Source organism: Mycoplasma sp. 1199 (assembly GCF_034863365.1).
In the GTDB taxonomy this organism is placed as follows: Bacteria; Bacillota_I; Bacilli_A; order Mycoplasmatales; family Metamycoplasmataceae; genus Mycoplasmopsis.
Genome location: NZ_JAYFFA010000001.1, coordinates 77,628 through 96,689, shown reverse-complemented (window position 1 = coordinate 96,689; position 19,062 = coordinate 77,628). Strand labels below are relative to the sequence as shown.

Genomic DNA, 19,062 nt, shown 5'->3' with positions numbered 1-19,062 from the left:
ATAAAACAAAAACTCACAATTAATGTGAGTGATTGTGTGTATGGAATGAAAGAATTAATGCAGCAAAGATTACACCAATAAATAAGAATGCAAGAATGAAATATCATTTTTTCTTCGACATATGTGAATGATAAAACTCAGGAATAAACTCAATTAAAGTAGTGAAAATGAAAATTCCTGCGATTGCTGACATCATCATCCCTTTTAGTATTCAGTTTTTCTCAATTGCTGCTCCTGCATAGCAACCAATTAACATAAATGGTAAAAATAATGAAAGCCCTAAAAATGATAATAACAATGATTGAATTCTTGAGTAACCTGCCTCTCTAAGTCTGAAATAGAAGATTGTTTCTTCAGGAATTAAGTGTAAAACTAAAGAAGCAAAATAAGCCATAGTAAGTGAGTTTTCGTGACCGTTTGCTGCTAAATTTAAGTTGTATCCTAATAATAATCCTTCTGGAATTCTGTGAGTTAAAAGTAGTAATAAAGCAATAACTTTTAATTTATTTGAAGCTGAATTAATCGCTTCTTGTTCAGCTTTAATAATTGACTCATCATTTGAAAAGATGTAATCAGGATGATAATGAACGTGTTTTGAGTTATTATAATTTTTACTTTGTCTTAAAAATATATTTTGATTTTTATTATATTTCTTAACTTCGTAAAAATGTTCTGAATGTGGGTGTGAGAAATCAAAATCATCGTGCTCGTGTTCATCGCCGTGATCGTGGTCGTGAACAAATGCATTTAACTTTCTATTATTTGATTTTTTAAGTTTTTTATTAATTTGATAAGTAATCGCATATTTAAGTGTGAATGAAAATAAGATACCTACAGCAAGACCGACAACTACGACTAAAATGCTATACCCATAGACGTTTACATTGTCTGTTCATGCACCTTGATTCGCTAATTCAAGCGATTCTCTTAAAAAACCAAATGTAGCTAATACTAAGAAAAAACCTGTTGAAAAAGAGTATAAATAAAATGACAGATTTTTTCAACCATTCTTACTTAATTTAATAAGTGGAAAAATGAATGAAAGAATAGTTGGTATAGCTAATAAGCAAAGTAATGTGACAAGTATTAGAATGAAGTAAGATAACCCTTCATTACCTGTGCTTAATTTGAGGGTTTCGAAAAAATCTCTAATTATTTGCATTATTCTTCAGTTTCGATGTTATGGTAAACATCTTGAACGTCATCATCCTCTTTTAATTTGTCTGCAAATTCTAATAATTTGTCTTTCTTTTCTTGATCATATTCTACATACATATCTGGCACATATGTTACTTCACATTGGATAAAGTCAATTTGACCGAATTTATCTTCAATTGCATTTTTTAAATCTGTGAAGTTTTCAGGTAATGTAGTTAATACAAATGATTCATCATATGTTTCAACATCTTCTGAACCATTTTCAAGTGCAACTTCCATTAAATCATCTTCATTAACTAATTCTTTAGCAATTTCAATGATTCCTAATTTTCTAAATGGATATGGAATTTGACCTGTTTTACCTAATGTAGCATTTTGTTTGTTAAAGTATGACTGAATATTTGATTTAACTCTGTTAAGGTTGTCTGATAATGTAACAACAATAAATGTTGCTCCTCCACCTACAGTAGCGTTAAAAACAGTTTCGATAAATGCGTTTGCATTTTTATCTCCAGCTGCTTTAGCAATTGCTCTTTCAATGTTGTCTTTTGGCATATTTTTTGATTTAGCTTTAGCAATTGCTAATTTTAAAGCTGGGTTAGTATCAGGATCTGCTCCTAATCTTGCTGCAACAAAGATTTCTTTAGATAATTTTTGAAAAATTTTTCCTCTTGCTGCATCTTGTGCACCTTTTCTATGTGCTATATTCGCTGCGTGTGAATGTCCTGCCATAATTTATCTCTCCTAATCTATATCATTTGGTTTATAAATTGAATCTCTTTTGTGTTGTGAGATTTTATGTTTATATTCAATTTTCTTAATAACTTCTTCTGGTAATACTGATTTGATTTGTTCATAGTCATTTAAGTGATCTAAATAAAAATCAAGTTGAGCATATGAGAAACCTAATTCATCTTCATCAGTTTGATTTTCTCATAATCCTGCTGATGGAGCTTTGTCAATAATTTCACTTGGTACATTTTGAAGTGAAGCTAAAAATCTAACTTCACCTTTTGTAAGATGACAAATTGGAAGTAAATCAACTCCTCCATCACCATACTTTGTGAAGTAACCAATGAATGTTTCATCTTTATTATCTGTTCCTAACACAAGTGAATTATTTTCTTGAGCTAGAGCATATAAAGTTGTCATTCTTAAACGTGGTTTAATGTTAGCAACTGCTAATTGATTTTTAACATTAACTTGCTTGCTTAAAGCGTTAAAAGCATCAGTTAAATCAATGTACTCAAATTTATCATCAAACTTTTCTTCAAGTTTTTTAATGTGTTCTAAATCACTTTGTAACATTCCATTGACCGACATCACAACTCCCTTAACTTTTAAAGGAAGTTGTTTTGCTATTGCATACACAAGTGAAGAATCAATCCCTCCACTGATGCCTACAATAAAACCGTAACAATTAGCTTCTTTTGCTTTCGCTACTAAAAAGTCTTTAATAACCTCAACATAAGCTAATCCATTTTCTTTGTCATAATATGGTTTGTTATCTTTGTAAAATGTAATCTTACCCATATTGCCTCTTTATTAACTAAATTGAATATTTTTAACAAAATATTGATTGTAAAAATATACTTAATTTTACCATAACAATCTAAAAAATAAACTGAATATATTACTTTTTAATTGTTTAAAATTCAACACATTTGTTTTTTATAGTTATATGAAAAATGAACGAATTCAGTCTCTAGTTCATAATTTGTTCTTTTTTGCATTTTTTTACTAATAAGATGAAATAATGATATTATTTAATGAATATATTTTTATATCGCACAAAAGAAAAAAGTGCAGAAAAGGAGGAAAATAATGCAAAAAAAACAATTTTTAGTTTGAAATAACAAAAATATGAATGTTATTTTCAAAATCGCTTTCACAGGCTTGATGTTAGCTATTTCTATTGTTTTTAGCATTATCGGAAGTTTTATTCCATTTAATTCATTTTTAACTTTCAATTTCCTTTTAATTACAACTTTTTTAACTGCTTTTATTATTGATATTCAATATTCGTTAATAATGCTTATTTCAAACTTTTTGATAAGTCCTTTTATAACAATTAAATCAACTACATTAGACATTGCATTTCTAGGAAACTTTATTCTTTTATTAATGCAAGGTGTCTTTGTTTTCAGTTCTTATTTATTTGGAAAATTATTATGAAAATCTAAGCTTAAAAAAGAACTTTCAATCCTTGTAATCTTAGGTATAAGTTCATTAGTGACAATTGCAATAATAACATTTTTGAATACATTTTTATTTAACTTAATTTATTTCAAATTATTCAAGCAACTAGATGCTGTTTCGTTTAATGAACTGCTTGCTAATTATGATAAAAAATTCAAAATTTTCTTCTTTGGTATTCCAAATTACTTTGCAGGTTCTATCGCTTTATATTTATCATTTAATTTGAGCAATATTGCAATAAATTATTTTATAATTTATATATTTATTTTTACCTTATCTAAAACTAAGTTTTTAGATAACATCCTAAATAATTTCACAGTGAATAAGTGTGATTCATAGAAAGGTGTTTATGTCAAAATTTAACTTTAAAGAAATTGATTCAAAGTGAAGAAAAATCTGAGCAGAAACTAATGCTTTTGAACCAAAAGATGATTTTAGTTTACCTAAAAAATATGTCTTAAGTATGTTTCCTTACCCAAGTGGAAAATTGCATATGGGACACGTTCGTAATTACTCAATCGGTGATGCTGTAGCTAGATACTTTAGAAGAAAAGGTTTCAATGTCCTTCACCCATTTGGTTGAGATGCTTTTGGTTTGCCTGCTGAAAATGCAGCAATCAAAAACGGAACACATCCAAAAAGCTGAACATATCAAAACATTACATCAATGGATGATGAAATTAAAAGATTAGGAATTTCATTTGCTTGAGATTATGAAACAATCACTTGTGATGCTTCATACACAAAATGAGAACAATACATTTTCATCAAACTTTGAGTAAAAGGTTTAATTTACAAAAAGAAAAGCTCATTAAACTGATGTGAATTTGACCAAACAGTTTTAGCTAACGAACAAGTTGAAGATAACAAATGTTGAAGATGTGGAAATCAAGTTATTCAAAAAGAAATGGATACTTACTACTTAAAAATTACCGAGTATGCTGATGAATTACTTGAAGATCTTAAATCTCTTGAAGGACATTGACCTCAACAAGTTCTTACGATGCAAAAAAATTGAATTGGTAGAACTGAAGATTACAAATTAACATTTGAATTTGCAGATAACAGTCAAAACACACTTAATGTCTATGAATCAAATTTAGATTACATTTCAAAAATTGATTATGTTGCTATCTCAAATAAACATCAATTAGTTGATGCCTTAAAAGAAGCAAACTACTTTAATCAAGAAGCTTTAGACTTACTTGAAGAAATCAATTTAAACTTTGTTAAAAAAGAATTTTCAAAGAAAATTTTTATCAAAACACCTTACACTGTTAAAAATCCTTTCGATGGTAGCTTAGTTCAAGTTATCATTACTGATTTTGCATCAAATAATCCAAATAAAGATGCGACGATTGTTTCATCAAATAATCAAACACACACCACTTTTATGGAAGTTAACAATTTAGACTTTTTAGATAATAATTTAGTTCAAGTTGAGGAAACTAAATTAACTAAAGAAGTAAAATACAACTTACGTGACTGAGGTATCTCAAGACAAAGATATTGAGGAACACCAATTCCTCTTGTGCACTGTGAAAAATGTGGAACAGTTCCTGTTTCACTTGAACAATTACCTGTTTTATTGCCTGAAGAAGTTAAGTTCACAGGTCAAGGTAATCCACTTTTAACTAATGAAGAATGAATGAATACAACTTGTCATCTTTGTGGTTCAAAAGCAACAAGAGAAACTGATACATTAGACACATTCTTTGAATCAAGTTGATATTTCTTAAGATATACTACACCATCAAACTTACGTGACGAAGTTATTTTCAAGAAAGAAAACTTAGATTACTGAAATTCAGTTGACTTATACATCGGTGGAATCGAACACGCTATCTTACACTTACTTTATGCAAGATTTTTCACCAAAGCATTATCTGACTTGGGTTTAGTAAACTTTAGAGAACCATTTGCTAATTTATTAACTCAAGGTATGGTGCTTAAAGATGGCGCTAAGATGTCTAAATCAAAAGGTAATACAGTTGAACCTGGAGAAATGATTAACACCTATGGCGCTGATACAACTAGATTATTTATCTTATTTGCAGCTCCTCCTCAAAAAGAACTTGAATGAAGTGATTCAGGTGTTATTGGATGTTTTAAATTCATCAATAGACTTTACGATAGAAGTTCTGAAATTGATGTAAATTCAGACTTTAAAAACATTGACAAGTCAACCTTAAGTGCTCAAGAAAAAATTGCAAGACTCAAACTTTACCAAGGAATGCAAAAACAAAAGAACACATTTGAAAGTGATGATAATTCATTCTCATTTAACACTTTAGTTTCTTGAACTATGGAAATTATGAATGAATATGATTCAATCACAAAACCTGAATTAATCACAGAAATGTTCTATGTTTTATTAAACATTCTTGAACCATTCATTCCACACGTTGTTTGAGAATTATCAAGCAAATACTTTGACTCAAAAAACCTATATGACTTTGCTATAGATAATTCTGCATTAGAAATGGATGAAGTAACTTATGGAATTACAGTTAACGGAAAAGTTAGAGCTGAATTAACAGTTTCAAAAGCAGCACAAAAAGAAGAAGTTTTAGAAAAAGCAAAAGAACAAGTAACAAAATGATTAGAAGGTAAAGAAATCGTCAAAGAGATCTTTGTACCTGGAAAAATCGTTAACATTGTTGTAAAAGACAAATAGAAGGAGAATGATGACTTTTAATGAATATATTAAAAAAGCGAAAGCTGATAAATCAGGCTATATAACATTCTTTGAAACACCAGATTTTTATTCAATTCCTGGTGGTTTTATGGAAACTGAGGTTACAGAAAAAGTTCTTGTTGAAGATCTTAAAAAGAACCGTGAAGAATTACTTAAAGAATCAGGAAGAGCAGTTGTTTTATATGCTAAACCTGAATCAACAGATGAAATTGTTTATGGTAACTATGTAAAACCACTTGAAGTAATTTACAAAGCTACAACGGATTCATTTATCGTAGTTTATAAAGTTATTTCACAATTCTATTTACCTAATGGATTTAAAATGCTTGAAACTCTTCCTGAAGGAGTTCAATCACACGTTGAATATAAAGGTTTCATAGGTTCAGAAAATGGAGAAGGTGGAGCATTTGTTGACTTGCCTGCTACATTATCTAAAAAAGAATTAAGGGAAGTTTATGACTACTTGCAAACTTTCTCAATTTTTGCAGGTGTCGGAATTGACCTTGAAGAAGATAAACCACAACAATTTGCTGATTCCGATTTTATTGGCTTATTTAAAACTGAACCTTTATCAGGAAGACACTTTACATTCACAAGTATTGTCGATTTAACAAACAGATACTTTGAAGGTAGAACTGATAGATTCTCTGAAGATTATGCAAGTGCATTAATCGCTACTTTCTTAAACCACATTTCACCTGTAGTTGTTCCAGAAAGACTTGAAATTTTCAAAGAACCATACAACAGATTTTGATACCAAACTTACTTAATTCAAGCTACTGCAAAAATTAATGAAATTCTTCAAGCAGAAACAGAATTAAAAGGTAAGATGACACAAAAATTAAGTAAGCAACAAACAGAATTCTTACTTAGAGAAAAATTAAAAGCTCTTCAAGAACAAATTAAAGAACTTAACCCATCTGCATCTGATGATGAGTATGCACAAATCATCAATTCAAAATTCAAAGACATCTTCCCTGAAAGTGTTATTAAACTTATTGATGCCGAAACTAAAAAATCAGAAGAAATGGTTCCTGTTTCTCCTGAAGCTTCAATCATCAAATCATACATTAATACTCTTAAGAAACTTCCTTGAAGAAAAGTTCAACACGAATTATTAGACATAAACAGAGTTAGAGAAGTTTTAGATAAACACCACTATGGTTTAAATGAAATTAAGCAAAGAATTATTGAATACTTAGCTGTTATTATTAAAAACAACCAAGTTAAAAAACTTGATGAAAATAAAATCAAGATTGATGATAAATTTGAAATTGACCTTTCATTGTTTAAAAACAATGAAGAAACAAACACATTTAACAATGTTCCTATCTTAACTCTTGTCGGTCCTCCTGGAACAGGGAAAACATCACTTTCAAAAGCTATCGCAAGTGCTTTGAATAGAAAATTCGTTAAAGTTTCACTTGGAGGAGTTCATGACGAAAGCGAAATTAGAGGACACAGAAGAACTTACGTAGGAGCTATGCCTGGAAAAATCATCAAAGGAATGATGTATGCAGGAGTTTCAAACCCTGTTGTCCTTCTTGATGAGATTGATAAAATGGCATCTGATATGAAAGGTGATCCAGCAAGTGCAATGCTTGAAGTTTTAGACCCAGAGCAAAACACAAGATTCCAAGATCACTACTTAGAACACGAATACGACTTATCAAAATGTATTTTCATTGCTACAGCTAACTACTACGAAAACATACCACCTGCATTAATTGACAGGGTCGAAGTTATTGAATTATCTTCATACACATTGAGTGAAAAATTAAGCATTGCTAGAGAACACTTAATACCAAAAGTGCTTGAGCAAGCTACTTTAGCTGAAAAATACTTCCAGATTTCAGATGATATGCTTAAATACATCATTCAACATTACACACTTGAAGCTGGAGTCAGAGGTCTTAAACGTACATTAGATAAGATTGCTAGAAAAATAGTTGTTAAGACTTTTGATGAGCCATCATTAAAAGAATATGTAATTACACTTGATAAAATCGAAGAATTACTTGGTGTAATTAAATTCAAACAAGAAGAAAAAGAAGAAGATGTTGTTCCAGGTTTAGTAACAGGATTAGCTTACACATCATTTGGTGGCTCAACATTGCCGATCGAGGTAACTACATACCCAGGTAAATCAGAAATTAAGTTAACTGGTTCACTTAAAGAAGTTATGCAAGAATCAGCTCAAATTGCTTTAACTTTCGTTAGAGCAAATGCTGAAAAATTCGGTGTTGATGAGTTTGATTTTGAAAACAATACAATTCATATTCACGTACCTGAAGGAGCAGTCCCTAAGGATGGACCAAGTGCTGGTGTAACATTTACAACTGCAATTATTTCTGCTCTTTCAAAAAGACCAGTTCCTAACACAATTGGAATGACTGGTGAAATTACATTAAGAGGAAAAGTCCTTGAAATTGGTGGTTTAAAAGAAAAATCATTTGCAGCTAGTCAAAAAGGACTTGAAATGATTTTCATACCTGAAAACAATATTAAAAACTTAAAAGACATTCCTTTTGAAATTAAAGAAAACTTAACATATGTACCTGTTAAAACATATGATGAAATTTACAATGTAATTTTCAATAGTCAAAAACCTTCTAACGAAATAAAAGCAAAATAATAAAAAATGCAAAAGCAGTTCACACAGAAAAGTTTTACATTTTTTACAATTAATTTTGTCGTTGGTATAGGTTTTATAACTACAATATCAACAATTATGAACATATCTTACTGAGGGTATCTTGTAATGATACTCTCAGCATTTATATGCTTCGGAATAATGTTGGTATTCTCTAGATTATCAAATCAATATAATGATCACTACGGTGGTTCGTATGCTTACGCAAGACATTTAGATGATGATGTTGTTGATGGTAAATTAACAAAATCAAAGAAACGCGGTCTTAGAAATCTTGTTTTCTTCATCGGATGAAACCAATTTATTCAAACACCACTTTTATCAGCGATTGCACCTTTATTCTTAGCTGATGTTGTTGAAATCATACTACCTAAACCAGAAGAATTTCCTCAACACAGCTTAGTTATGTGAATAGTTAGAGGGATTTCGATCTTACTATTCATTTCCATAATTGCTATTTCAACAATTGGATTAAAAACAAATAAGAAAATTATTTTCATTGCCTCATTATTTAAATGAATAATACTTATCTTAGCCATCTTTGTAATGTTAGTTGCTGTTTCAAAGGAAGCTACATTACCTGACTCGGCTACATACAAAAAAGTTACACCTCAATTAATTATCGCTGATGTTCTTTTATTTATGTATGCTTTTGCAGGAACTGAAGATGTTGCTGCTATGGCTAAAGATGTTAAGTTCAAGAGTTTTAGAAAAATATTATTAACATCATTAGCTTTCATATTTGGATTTTATCTAATATTCTTTTCACTCTATTTATTCATACCAAACTCATTAAAAGTAACTAATGGAGATGGCTCAAACGAAATTTCAAAAATCTACACCTATGGATTAGGTGCATTTGGAGTTTCTATCTTCATTATTGGATTATTATGTAATGATTTAGGATTTAGAATTTTTCAAACAGTTGCGACTGCTAGAAAGCTTGTTCCTCTTTCTGAAGATGGTTACTTATTCAATTCATTGCATCATAAAAATAAAAAGGGTGAATTTAAAAATGCGATCGTTTTCTCTACAGTTATAATAATGATTTCAATGATTACATTATGACTTGTTCCTACTATATTCTTAGATAAAGAATATAGCGATGAGTTCTTCAAAGCAACAATTATAACCAGTTCGATTGCATTATTAATTGAAGACTTAATCACATTCTTTATAGCATTCAGATTAGCTGCAAAGAAAAGAATTTCAAAAATACCTGTTTGAGAAAAAACTATTTACATTATTGATATTTGTATAATGTCATTTATCTTATTAATCACATTCTTCCCTTGAATTTTAGGTGGCCAATGAGAATTCAAAAATACAGTATCAATTATCATTTACGTAGTATTTATTGGGGTTGGTTTTGCACTAAAACTTCTCAATAAATACAAACACAAATTCAAAATTTACAATAAATGAATTGCTAAGCACAATAAGCAATTTGATAATTTAATTTTTATAAAAAATAAATAACCAACTTCTGTAGCTGGTTATTTTTTAATAATTATTTTTAATACGGTCGTAGTTCTTTTGATTTTTAAGAACATACGCATCATATAAATCTTCATATGTAAACCCTAACATTACAAATGAACCCAATGCAACTTGAAACGCGTGTTCGATATTTGATTTATTAACTTTTTTCATTATGTTTGCTAATGAAATAAATAAATGTTGGAATTGAATGTTTATATCCTGATTAATTATTTTTGGTTCTATTTCAGGTAGAACATCAAATTTATAAGCAAAATTAACTAAGAAATGGATTAAATCAGCAAATTCTTCAGTTACAGCTAATTTATTTACATTCTTTTGTGATTTTCAATATTTAAAACTTTGAACTTCATTTACATATTCAGCAGCTTCAATTAAAAGCGCTAGAGTTTTTTGAACTATAAAGTCTTCTTTGTTAAATGTTGGATTAAGACTTAAACTTTTTTCTCTGATTTTATTATCCAATTCTTTTTGCATCTCAAATATCTTTATTAAATTCATGTTCTAATTATATTACAAATAAATGTTTGTATATTTAAACTTTTACAGCTTGCAGACTATGCTTTTAGTTTTTGAGAAGTTAAATAAAAAATCAGAGAACTGAATCTCTGATTTTCAAATTATTCGTTTACGAAGTCTTCTTCATAATCATCATCAGATGCATATGAATCTTCAAATGAGTTTTGTAATTCTTCGTTTTCTTGTGCTAAGTCACTTAAAACTTCGTCTAAGTCACCCATTTTTTCAGATTCTTTTAATAAGTCTGATGTGTACTTGTTAAAGTCTTCTGAAATGTATACATTACCATTTTCATCTTCAAGTGTATCATCTAAGATAATTTTGTTTGTGAAGTATGAACGTGGGTCGCGAATGTCATATTTACCTTTAAGTTGGTAATTTGAGTTTGTTCCAGCAGGAATTTTGTGACCTAAAATAATGTTTTCTTTAAGACCGTCTAAGTTATCAACTCTTTCTGCGATTGATGAGTTAACAAGAATCTTAGCTGTTTCTTGGTATGATGCAGCTGATAAGAATGAGTCACTTAATAAAGGAGTTTGTTTTGCTCCACGGATTTTAACTTGACCATAAGCTGGTTTAAGTCCTTGAGCAATTAATCTTCCATTTTCTTTTTGGTAGATGAATGTATCCACTAAGCTTCCTGTGAAGAATTTTGAATCTCCTGGGTCTGTAATCATAATTTTTGAAAGCATTTGTCTAATAATGATTTCAATGTACTTATCTGAAATTGTAATACCTTGTAAACGGTAAAGTCTTTGAATTTCTTTTAATAAGTAGTTTTGAACTGCACGTGTGTCAGCAACTTCAAGAAGGTCATTAATAATAATTGGTCCTTCAAAGATTTTTTGTCCTGGTCTAAGTGTTTGTCCAACTTTAACACGTAATTTTTGAGAAACTCTACCTGATGTTGTAACGATTTCTTTTTGTCCATTTGGTCTTGTTGTTTCAATTTCAACAAGCATAATGTCATTTTCTTTTCCGTTTTTATCTCTAGCTGGTGCAATTGAAACAACTGTTCCAGTTACAGGTGAGATAACAGCAGGTTTTCCTCAAGGTTTTTCATAGGCATCGATAAGTTCAAGAAGACGTCCAAATCCTCCTGTAATATCTTCAACCCCGGCAACCCCTCCGGTGTGGAATGTACGCATTGTAAGCTGTGTACCAGGTTCCCCGATACTTTGCGCAGCAACAACCCCAACAGCTTCACCGATGTTAACTAAACGGTTTGTTGCAAGGTCTTTTCCATAACAGTGAACACAAACTCCATTTCTTGTATGACAAGATAATACTGAACGAATTTCAACTTGGTCAATGTTGTATAAGTTAACAATTTTATCAGCCATTTCTGCTGAAATTAATGTGTTTGCATCAATAATAATGTGACCATTTGCATCAATAATTGGTTTGTTTGTGAATCTTCCTTCGATTCTTTCTTGTAATGACTCAATAACCGTGTTTGTCTTTGTATCTCTGATGTCTTTTACAACAAATCCAAAGTCTGAACCACAATCAACTTCTTTAACAACAATACTTTGAGCAACATCAACAAGTCTACGTGTTAAGTAACCTGATTTAGCTGTGTTAAGAGCTGTATCTGTAAGTCCCTTACGAGCCCCGTGAGTTGATGAATAGAATTCGTAAGCACTAAGTCCACTAAGGAATGATGATTTAACAGGAACTTCAATTGTTGAACGAACAACACGGTCGTTTTCAGCATCGGCTTTAAGAACTTTAGTGTTGTTACTCATAAGTCCACGCATACCAGCTAACTGTGTAAAGTTAGATGAGTTTCCACGAGCCCCTGAAGTGAACATCATAAATAATGGGTTATCAATATCTGATTTTGTAACTTCTTTAAGATCTTTTTCAATAGATTCTTTAACTTGTGATCATTTTTGAATTGTTAAGCTGTAACGCTCATCATCTGTTAAGTAACCTTCAAGGAAGAATTGTTTTAATTGGTCTGTGTATTCTTCTCCTTCTTTGATCTTTTGAGCTGTTGTATCTAATGTTGTAATATCATTCATCGAAATAGTTGTTCCTGATATTGTTGAATATTTGAACCCTAATTCTTTGATATTGTCAAGAATAGAAGCAACATAGTTTGTATATCTGAATCAAACTCTTTCTAACACTAATGTGTAGTCATTAATGTTTCATTGTCTCTTAAGTTTGTGTGTTTCTTCATCTGTACCAATGATGAAGTTGATTCTTTCGAATTCTTCTTTAATGAAGTTTGAAATGTTTGTTGCGTGAATTGTAGGAATACGTTCACCTGCATAGTCAATTAATGCAGCACAGTCATTGAAACGACTTTCAAAGTTGTTTACATCTGTAGAATCAATAACACCTGCGATGTCTTCCATTGTTACAACGGCAACATATTTTTTGTACACATTAAGAACAATTTTTGCAATGTCTTTTTTGTTTAATCCTAAGTTGACAGGGATATCTTTAAGATATTCAGCAAAGTTTGTTCCATAAGGCATTGTGTATTTGTCTAATGCATTTTCTGATGTATCTAATCTTTCTTTTTCAGAAACTGAAATTGAACCATCTGCATTAACTGTTTCTTTTCTTACTATTGATTTACCAAAGATAAATTCAAAATCTGATGGGAAAACTTTGTTCAAGATGAATTTACCTACTGTTGAGAAAATGTAAGGATTTGATGTATGTAATTTAACTGAATTTTTATCTAATTCAGAAACTGGTAACACAACTCTTGTATGTAAGTTAACAATACCATTTTCATAAGCTAACATCATTTCTTCATAGTTAGCAAAGATTTTACCTTCATTAGGTTGTCCTGTTTTTTCAATAGTTAAGTAGTAAAGACCTAAAATCATATCCTGTGAAGGGTTAATGATAGGTTCTCCATCTTTTGGTCCAAGGATGTTTTTAGAAGCTAACATTAATTCACGAGCTTCTCTAACAGCTTGATCTGAAATAGGGACGTGAACAGCCATTTGGTCCCCATCGAAGTCGGCGTTGAACGCTGTAGTTACTAATGGGTGTAATTTAATAGCTTTTCCTCTAATTAAAACAGGTTGGAATGCTTGAATTGATAAACGGTGCAATGTAGGAGCACGGTTTAAAAGAACTGGTCTTCCATCAATAGCTTTTTCAACATATGGTCAAATGATTGGGTTTAATGAGTCAATCATTTTCTTAGCTGATTTAACAGATGTGATTGAAGTTTCATTCTCTAATAATTCTTTGATAATTCAAGGTTCGAATAATTTAGCAGCCATATCTCTTGGGATACCAACTTCGTGCATTTTAAGAGTCGGTCCTACAACTATAACTGAACGACCTGAATAATCAACACGTTTTCCTAAAAGGTTTTGTCTGAAACGACCTTTTTTACCAACAAGTGCATCAGAGATAGATTTAAGAGGGTGTCCATCTTTTGATGTAACTGGTGTAGGTTTCTTTCTGTTGTTGTCAATTAAAGCATCAACAGCTTCTTGAATCATACGATACTCGTTTTGTTTAATTAACATAGGAGCATCAGCTTCGTTTCATTTAGCTAAACGGTTGTTTCTGATAATGATACGACGGTAAAGTTCGTTAACATCACTTGTTGAGTGTCTTCCACCATCAAGTTGAACTAATGGACGTAAGTCAGCTGGAATAACTGGTAAGTTGTAAATCAACATATTTTTTGGGTGTTGACCTGATTTAATAAATGAGTTGATGATTGTTAAACGTTTGTAAAGTTTTCCTCTTTCTTGTTCTTTTGTTGAAGAAAGATTTCCGTTCTCATCAGCTTCTTGGTTAATTAAATCAATTTCAGCTTGAACTTTTTTAGCTTCTTCTTCTAAATCAATGTGAGTTAATAAATATTCAATCGCTTTTGAACCTGTGTCAATTTTAGCATCTGAATATTCGTGAATGATTTCGTTGTATTGATAGAAGTCAATACCGAAGTCTTTACCAATTTTAGATTCAGCATATGTTCTTAGTTCATCTAAAGCTGTAGCGATGTCTTCGTATTCATCTGTATCTTTATCATACATTTTTAACATTTCCATTAATGCAGCTTCATAAATGTTTGCAGCTTCGTTAATATCAATGATTGTGTTTTTCTTTAATGACTCTAAACCTCCATCTTCTAAAACGATGTGTGATTTGTAATAAATTAATTTTTCTAAGTCTGCTTTTGTTACTTGTTTTGAAGAGTCAGCAACTCTAAGTCCAAGTAATTTAGCAATAATTGAGTGATCGATTTTGAAGAATCAGAAGTGGACAACAGGGTTGTGTAATTTGATGTGTCCCATTCTGCTTCTACGTGTTATTTTAGGTAAAATAACTGGTTTGTATTTTTCACAAGCAGGTGTTCTAGTACATACTGAGTTTTCATCACTTTTTTTGTATTTTGTACCACAAACAGGACATTTGTAGTCTGTTGTAGGTCCGAAAATAAGTTCATCGAATAAACCATCTTTTTCTGGTTTATATGATTTATAGTTAATTGTTTCAGGTTTTGTAACTTCACCGTGAGATCATTTTAAAATGTCTTCATCTGTTGCAAGTGAGAGAGTAATTTTATTGATTTTATCTTCTACTGATTTAGCATCGAAATTTGAATTATTCATATCAATCTCCCCCTGTTTCATGTGAATCTACATAGTGATATTGTTCACTATCATCGTAATCATTGTCGTAGTTTTCTACTTCAGTTGTTTCAAGTTTCATCCCAAGACCTTTAAGTTCATATGAAAGAACGTTAAATGATTCTGGAATACCTGGTGTAGGTAATTGTTTTCCTGATACTAATGCACTATATAACGCATTACGTCCAGCGATGTCATCTGATTTATATGTAAGGATTTCTTGAAGAACGTTTGTTGCTCCATAGGATTCGATAGCTCATGTTTCCATTTCCCCGAATCTTTGTCCCCCGTTTTGAGATTTACCTCCAAGAGGTTGTTGTGTAATAAGTGAGTATGGACCAACTGAACGAGCGTGCATCTTGTCATCAACCATATGGTTAAGTTTAAGCATATACATAACACCAACAGAGATAGGTTTATCAAATTTTCTACCTGTAATAGGGTCGATTAAAATTTGTTTTCCACTCTTGTTTAATCCAGCTTCTTCTAAACAAGCTTCAATGTCTGACTTCTTAATACCATCGAATGATGGAGTAACGAATTTAACATTTAATTTTCTAGCAGCCATTCCTAAGTGAAGCTCAAGAACTTGACCAATGTTCATACGTGAAGGAACCCCTTGAGGGTTAAGCATAATGTCAAGTGGTGTTCCGTCTTCTAAGTATGGCATATCTTCTTCAGGAAGTACGATTGAGATAACCCCTTTGTTTCCGTGACGACCAGCCATCTTATCCCCGACTTTGATTTTACGTTTTTGAGCAATAGAAACCTTAACAATCTTGTCAATTCCTTCTTCTAAAACATCACCTTTTTCTCTAGAAAGAACTTCAACGTGAATTACAGTACCATTGTGACCGTTTTTAACTTTAAGAGATGTATCTTTTGATGTTTGTGGACGCTGTTGAAGAATAGCCATTAAAAGTTTTTCTTCTTGAGATGGGTTTTCTTCTCCTTTAGGTGATAATCTACCAACTAAAACGTCACCAGCTAAAACTTCTGATCCAACTTTAACAATACCGTTTTCATCTAAGTTTCTTAATGAGTATTTAGAAACGTTTGGAATGTCGTTTGTTAAGATATCGTCACCAGCACGTGATGATCTGAATTGAATTGTTTGTTCTTCAATGTGAATTGATGTATAAACATCATCTTTAACCAATCTTTCATTGATGATAACAGCGTCCTCAAAGTTGTATCCGTTTCAAGTTGTAAATCCAACAAGAACGTTTTTACCAAGAGCCATTTCTCCATCTTTGAATGAAGAACCATCAACTAATAGGTCACCAGCTTTAATTTCTTGTCCAACTTCAACAATTGGTTTTTGTTGAATTAATGTACCTTGGTTGCTTCTTTCGAAGTTTCTAAGTGTATATTTATCAAAGCTTTCTTTTGTTGTAATTTCTCCTGTTTTAGGATCTTTTACTTCTTTAAAGTGTTTTACGTGGATTTTTGATCCATCAACAAAATCAACAACCCCATCGCCTTTAGCTCTTAAGTTGTATGATGAGTATTTAGCAATATCTGCCTCAATACCTGTTCCAACATATGGAGCTTCTGCTTGGATTAATGGAACTGCTTGACGTTGCATGTTTGATCCCATAAGTGCACGGTTGGCATCATCGTTTTCTAAGAATGGGATAGCAGCAGCAGCTATAGAAACAATTTGTTTTGATGAAACCTCTATGAAATCAATTTCATGTGGTTTACCAATGATATAGTTGTAATCACGTCTAATTGTTAATAAGTCATCTGTAATTTTGTTGTCGTCATCAACGTGAACTGATGATTGAGCAAATGAGTATCCAATTTCTTCAGCAGCTGTTAAGTATCTAATGTCGTTGTAATCTACAACCCCATTGTTAACTTTGTAGTATGGAGTTTTTAAGAACCCTAAATCATTAACTTTCGCATATGTTGCATAGTTTAAGATAAGACCGATGTTTGGTCCTTCAGGTGTTTCAATAGCACAAATTCTTCCGTAGTGAGTTGCGTGAACGTCACGAACTTCGAATTGAGCTGTATCACGGTTAAGACCTCCAGGCCCAAGTGATGTAACACGACGTTTGTTTGAAACTTCTGATAATGGGTTAATTTGATCCATAAATTGTGAAAGTTTTGATGAGTTAAAGAATTGTTTCATTTGGTTTGTTACAAGTTTGTTGTTTGTAACGTTTTTAGGTGTAACCTTGTCAGCTTCTTTAGCTCCCATACGCTCACGAGTTGCTTTTTCAAGTTTTGTTAAAGCAACTGATAATTGACCTTCTAATAATTCACCAACTGAAACGATACGTTTGTTTGTTAATGAATCTGGATCATCGTCTTTACCAATTCCATCTGTTAAGTTGAAGTAGTAGTTAATTGCAGCAACTATATCTGAAATTAATAAGTGTGGCTCAACTGATTTTGGATCGTTACCGATTACTAAAACAGGCTGTTCTGGTTTTTCTTCCATTCATTTTCTAGTTGGGTAAACTCAAACTTTAACAATGTGTGTTCTCTTTGATAACACCTTGCTGTTCTTAATAACGTGGTGGTAAACAATTTCTGGATCAATTCCAGGAATTCTTTCGTATGAAATTTTTCCTTCGTTAAATAAGTTTTGAATTTCTTTAGCTTTTCTAATGTCGATGAATGTTCCTCTTGTAAATGCAGGTTCATCTGCACCTTTAAGGTAAATATCTTTAGCTAAGTATGTGTTTGTAATTCTGTCAACTAAAGAAAGTTTTTCATTTAACATATGACGACCTGTTACAGATAAGTTGTAACGTTTCTTATCAAAAAGCATTCCTGGTAATAATGAACGTTTAGCTTCTTCAGAAATACGGTCACCTTTTCTTAAACCTCTGAAAAGTTCTTCTTGACACGCGTCAAGTAATTCTTCAGATGTGAATTCTGAGTTTAAGATAAGTTTGTCTTTCTTAAGTGTTTCATCAAGTAATTCATTATTTTCACCAAATAACTCTCTAATTGTTTTTTGTGAAAAACCAAATGCTCCTAAGAATGTAGCTAAGTTAACATTTTTGTTTTTGTCAATTTTAATCTTAACTGCATCTAATGTTGATGATGTAACTTTGTGAGAAACTTCAAGTCAAGAACCAATTCTAGGTAAGATTTCTAATTTGTTGAAAAGGTCATCAGATTGTTTGTTACGCACACCTAATCCGAAGTATGCTCCTGGTGAACGAATTAACTGACTAACGATAACTTTTTCAGAACCGTTGATAATAAAACTTCCACCACTTGTCATGTATGGAATTTCCCCAAGTAAAACTTCATCTTCTTTAATTTCACCTGAGTTTTTAACTTCACTTTTTAAAGTAACGAAAACTTTTGCACTAAAGTTCATTCCCTTCGCTTTAGCTTTTTTGATTTCTTCACTTTCACTAGTGATTTTTTTGAAAGGTAATTCTAATCTAACAGAACCCTTTTTGTATTCAAGCTTAACTTCTCTGTTAGCAGCTTCAATAGGGTAAATTTCTAAAAGACATTCTTGAATCTTTTTGTTCATAAAAAGTTCGAAACTTTCTTTACTTGTTTCAAGAATATCAAAAAGTGGAAGAGTAGTCTTTGTGACTGAGTAATCTCTTCTTCAAGTTTTTGGACCAAATTTACGTAATTTGTAATTGTGTTGTTCCATATTTGTCATTCCTTTCTTGCAGATAAACCTTCAATAAGAATAAAAAAATACACCTCTATGTACAATTTATATAAAAGGT

9 protein-coding genes and 1 pseudogene are annotated in these 19,062 nt (G+C 31.2%); 4 read left to right on the top strand and 6 right to left on the bottom strand.

Going from position 1 to position 19,062, the window contains the following annotated elements:
• Positions 1 to 19: 19 nt before the first annotated feature.
• From VBM89_RS00365 to nadE, 3 genes are read right to left on the bottom strand one after another with little or no spacing between them, the layout of a single operon-like run.
• Entirely contained in the window at positions 20 to 1,162 is a 1,143-nt protein-coding gene (locus VBM89_RS00365) for a ZIP family metal transporter (RefSeq protein ID WP_323188372.1), read from the bottom strand.
• Complete coding sequence (locus VBM89_RS00360) at positions 1,162 to 1,890, bottom strand: YebC/PmpR family DNA-binding transcriptional regulator (protein WP_257088921.1); 729 nt, start codon at positions 1,888 to 1,890, stop codon at positions 1,162 to 1,164. Before VBM89_RS00360 ends, VBM89_RS00365 begins: the two co-directional genes overlap by 1 nt.
• Positions 1,891 to 1,902: 12 nt before the next feature.
• Entirely contained in the window at positions 1,903 to 2,691 is a 789-nt protein-coding gene (nadE, locus tag VBM89_RS00355) for an NAD(+) synthase (RefSeq protein WP_323188371.1), read from the bottom strand.
• Between the two features lie 291 nt (positions 2,692 to 2,982).
• Between nadE and VBM89_RS00350 the strand changes: the two genes are divergently transcribed.
• From VBM89_RS00350 to VBM89_RS00335, 4 genes are read left to right on the top strand one after another with little or no spacing between them, the layout of a single operon-like run.
• The gene (locus tag VBM89_RS00350) at positions 2,983 to 3,696 is read left to right on the top strand and encodes an MPN527 family putative ECF transporter permease subunit (protein ID WP_323188370.1); all 714 of its coding nucleotides are present in this window, start codon (positions 2,983 to 2,985) and stop codon (positions 3,694 to 3,696) included.
• A gap of 10 nt (positions 3,697 to 3,706) precedes the next feature.
• Positions 3,707 to 6,034: a class I tRNA ligase family protein gene (locus VBM89_RS00345; protein WP_323188369.1), complete on the top strand. Its 2,328-nt coding sequence runs from the start codon at positions 3,707 to 3,709 to the stop codon at positions 6,032 to 6,034.
• 7 nt (positions 6,035 to 6,041) lie between these two features.
• The gene (gene lon, locus VBM89_RS00340) at positions 6,042 to 8,690 is read left to right on the top strand and encodes an endopeptidase La (RefSeq protein ID WP_323188368.1); all 2,649 of its coding nucleotides are present in this window, start codon (positions 6,042 to 6,044) and stop codon (positions 8,688 to 8,690) included.
• Positions 8,691 to 8,696: 6 nt separating this feature from the next.
• Positions 8,697 to 10,187 (top strand): APC family permease, encoded by a 1,491-nt coding sequence (locus VBM89_RS00335; protein WP_323188367.1) that lies wholly within the window; start codon positions 8,697 to 8,699, stop codon positions 10,185 to 10,187.
• A gap of 24 nt (positions 10,188 to 10,211) precedes the next feature.
• Here the strand turns inward: VBM89_RS00335 and VBM89_RS00330 are convergent, their stop codons facing one another.
• The 3 genes and pseudogenes from VBM89_RS00330 to VBM89_RS00320 all read right to left on the bottom strand — a co-directional run bounded on the left by VBM89_RS00330 (position 10,212) and on the right by VBM89_RS00320 (position 18,983).
• Complete coding sequence (locus VBM89_RS00330; protein ID WP_257088930.1) at positions 10,212 to 10,709, bottom strand: dUTP diphosphatase; 498 nt, start codon at positions 10,707 to 10,709, stop codon at positions 10,212 to 10,214.
• Positions 10,710 to 11,373: 664 nt separating this feature from the next.
• Positions 11,374 to 15,328 (bottom strand): annotated as a pseudogene (locus VBM89_RS00325) (DNA-directed RNA polymerase subunit beta'); the annotation flags it as partial.
• Positions 15,321 to 18,983, bottom strand: a complete 3,663-nt coding sequence (locus VBM89_RS00320; RefSeq protein ID WP_323188365.1) for a DNA-directed RNA polymerase subunit beta — start codon at positions 18,981 to 18,983, stop codon at positions 15,321 to 15,323. The gene VBM89_RS00320 and the pseudogene VBM89_RS00325, both read right to left, overlap by 8 nt.
• Between the last annotated feature and the right edge of the window lie 79 nt (positions 18,984 to 19,062).